We start from the raw sequence: 3389 nt of genomic DNA, 5'->3' as shown, positions 1-3389 counted from the left end.
GAAGCCGGCCTCACAGTGCTTTAAAAAGGTTGATGCGCGTTGAAATTGCACAATGCGAAAGATTTAGCGACGGTGGGCGCTCAAATCGTGGAAGGCCGATTCCGGGCGGGGGTATTTCCGCATCCTGCTAAGGCACGCAACTGACCACCGTCGCATTCTATCTGTTGCCGGCAGACGGTGTGAAGCGGAGGTGCAAAATTATATCACGTCAACAAATGCCCCCACCCTGTTGACGCGACGGTCAGGGTGGTCCTGGATGCCCGGAATCCGTCCACGCGAGGCCCGATCTTGTACGGCCGCTGTCCCGCACTCGCGGCTGTCATTTCAGTGTTATCCCTTAAACTCAAATCGTTGCGTTTTTTACAAAGCACTTATTCTATATAACGAATATCCGGCATAAATAAAATGGACACGCCCGGCAGGAGAGAAGCAGTGAGCTATACTTTTGCAAAAGAACTGATCGATCTCGAAAAAAATGATGGTTCAGTATGCGAAGTAAAAGAACTGATCCTGGTCGGGATGGGACCGCTGGATGTTTGCGCTGCTGTTGCCACACATGATTATTAGGTGTTCGTGATTTCCGCGGTGCATCATTCTGATTTCGCGCACGCTGCCGGAGAAGCGAAAGGGCGAGTTGTACAGCGCCGCTCGGTGCAGAGCCGAGCGGCGCTTGACCGAATTCTTCGGCAGTCCCAACGTGTGGCTAGCGACGCTGGCGATCCTGTGCGCGAACGACGGTACTTTCGTGGTTTAGAAGGTGTTATGTACTTTTGTTAAGGGCTGCAAAGTGGACGAGCATAAGCACGGAGAATACGACGAAATGCAAGCCAGCCAAGGTTTCAGGCAATCGCTCGTAGTCTCTTGCCCGTCGGCGGAAGCGGTTGAGCCAGCCGAAGCTGCGCTCGACCACCCAGCGGCGCGGCAACAGCACGAACCCCTTTTTCGCCTCCGGCAGCTTGATGACCTGAAGTTCAATCCCCTCGTCAAGCGCCGCCTGTGCGGGCTCTTCGCCGGTATATCCCTGATCCGCGAACGCCACCTTGACCGTCTGGCCCGTGGCCTGCTGAACCTGACGCGCCAGTTCTCCAACCTGCGCGCGCTCCTGCTCGTTGGCCGGCGTCACATGCACCGCGAGCAGTTGTCCCAACGTGTCCACCGCCATATGTACCTTGCTGCCTTTCTTGCGCTTGTACCCGTCGTAGCCTGCGCGTGCGCCGCTTTCGCACGTCGACAGCAGCGTACGGCCATCGAGGATGACCGCGCTGGGTTGACCACGGCGATCCTGGGCGACCCGGATGATCGAGCGCAAATCGCTCACCATGGCCTCGAAGCAGCCCGCCTGAATCCAGCGTTGCGTCTGCTGGTAGATCAACTCCCATGGCGGAAAGTCATTGGGCAACAAACGCCATGGGGCACCCGCACGTACGATCCAGCGCAGCGCGTTGAACATCTCGCGCAGTTCGTAGCGGCGCTGCAGTGCGTCCTTGTTCATCAAGGTCAGATACGGAGCGGCGAAGTACCACTCTTCATCCGATACATCCGTTGGGTAGGGTCTGCGTTTTTTCATCCCGCCAGGGTACCAAGTCTGGCCGAAAGTTCATAACACCGTCTAACGCGATGGTGCCGACCTATCTCGTGCATCTTTGAACGCAGCAGATGGGATTCGTCGTCTCGGCATCGGCTTTGGCGGATTCGCCGGCTCGTTCGGCGGTGGTCTCGCGCCGGCGATGGCGGGTTTCGTCGCGCAGTATTTCAGCTTGCCGATCACGCTGACTTTCGCGTTCGGCGCCTCGTTGCGGGCAGTGGAAGTTGTTCCTCACCGAGACTTTTCCGCGCCTTGGTGTAACAACACCGATAGCCGCGACCGGGTGTACGGGAGGGCGTCGTGCAAAGCGCTCACACATTCGAATTCATGCCAGTGCCGACACACAGATGGCGTCGGTGTGACACGAAACCTGGGTCACAGGAAGTAAGAAATGGAGATCGCCGATGAAAATGAAAGCCTTCTTGTTTGCCACAAGCCTGCTGTTCATGTGCGATACCTACGCACAGAGCAGTGTCACACTCACCGGTATGCTGGATGGCGGCGTCTCCTACGTCAGCAATGAAGGCGGTAGCCACGTCGTCAAGTTCGATGACGGCATTGCTGTGCCGAACCTGCTGAGATTTCTCGGCAAGGAAGACCTAGGAGGCGGCACGCGCGCCGTCTTCGATCTCACGAGCCAGTTCGAACTCGGCACGGGTACATTCATGCCCGGCGGCAGCCTGTTCACCCGTAACGCGTTCGTCGGACTGGACGACGATCACCTCGGCCGGCTTACTTTAGGCAACCAGTACGATTTCATGATCGATTTGCTATTCTTCGGTCATGGATGATGGCGCGATCTACGCGCAGGGCGTCTACGACTTCCGCAATGGACCGTTTGGGAAACTCGCGTTGCCGAACAATCCGACGGGCGCGTTCGACTGGGATGGCATTGGGGGATCTAGACCTATCCACAGTTCAGTCAAGTATGCGAGCCCGAGCTTCGGCGGCCTTTCGGCTGGCGCCATGTACGGCTTTGGCGGCGTGGCGGGATCGTTCGGCTCGAACAGCGGGGTGAGCGTAGGCCTGAACTACATCCACGGCGCATTCCGGGCAAATGCTGCCTATACGCAGGTGAAGACGGCTGTCTCAGGCGCGCAGGTCAGCGTGCGCAACTGGGGCGCCGGTGCGCACTATAGTGCGCACTATACCTTCGGTCCGGTGACTGTGAACGCGCTCTATACGGCGGTGCGTAACGGAATGAACGGCGCGTCGGTCTGGCAGGCGGAGCTGGGTGGCATGTGGTTGATGGCGCCAGAGTGGGTGTTGAGCGGTGCGTATATGTACATGAAGGGCAATCAGGTAGTCGACAACAACCACGCACATCAGCTCACCGGCACGCTGAAGTACTTCCTGTCGAAGCAAACCAGCGTTTACGTGGCTGCCGGCTACCAGCGCACGAACCAAGGGGCGAACGCACAGATCAACGACGTGATGGTCGCGTCGAGCGGTCCGTCGCAGTTGATCGGTCGCGTCGGCTTGCAGACGAGGTTCTAAACGACATCTGCACGCCCTCTATGCTGATTGCGACATCAACGCGAGGTTAGGCGGAGAGCCGGTGCCGGTGCGGGACGTTCGCGCGTTACTGGCGGACGGTCCAGTCCGCTGCGAAGAAATTAAGACGCTCAACGTCACCTACTTTTCACTTGAACTAGAAACGAAGAGCGCGCGATAGGAACTAGGGAAGGTCTGCAAAAGTCCTGGCGTTGACGTCTCGGTGGACTATCCTGGGAGAAGGCAGGTTTAAGGGGTACCTCGATGACACAGCTTGGTCTTGGTCTGGATCTTTCAACGAAACGCACGC

General features: G+C 57.9%; 2 protein-coding genes and 1 pseudogene. 2 read left to right on the top strand and 1 reads right to left on the bottom strand.

From position 1 onward, the window contains the following. Positions 1 to 432 precede the first annotated feature (432 nt). Positions 433 to 567, top strand: coding sequence for a hypothetical protein (locus AB3X96_RS42095; protein WP_281375202.1), 135 nt, complete (start codon positions 433 to 435; stop codon positions 565 to 567). A 193-nt stretch (positions 568 to 760) separates the two neighbouring features. Here AB3X96_RS42095 and AB3X96_RS42090 read toward each other — a convergent pair whose 3' ends face one another. Continuing rightward, positions 761 to 1567 carry an IS5 family transposase gene (locus tag AB3X96_RS42090; protein ID WP_368594358.1) on the bottom strand — a complete coding sequence of 269 codons (807 nt, stop codon included), beginning with the start codon at positions 1565 to 1567 and terminating at the stop codon, positions 761 to 763. A gap of 422 nt (positions 1568 to 1989) precedes the next feature. Here AB3X96_RS42090 and AB3X96_RS42085 point away from each other — a divergent pair. Beyond that, a pseudogene (locus tag AB3X96_RS42085) lies at positions 1990 to 3082 on the top strand (porin). Positions 3083 to 3389: the final 307 nt, after the last annotated feature.

It is taken from the genome of Paraburkholderia sp. BR13439 (assembly GCF_040948805.1).
Lineage (GTDB): Bacteria > Pseudomonadota > Gammaproteobacteria > Burkholderiales > Burkholderiaceae > Paraburkholderia > Paraburkholderia youngii.
This window is presented reverse-complemented; position numbering and strand designations above follow the sequence as displayed.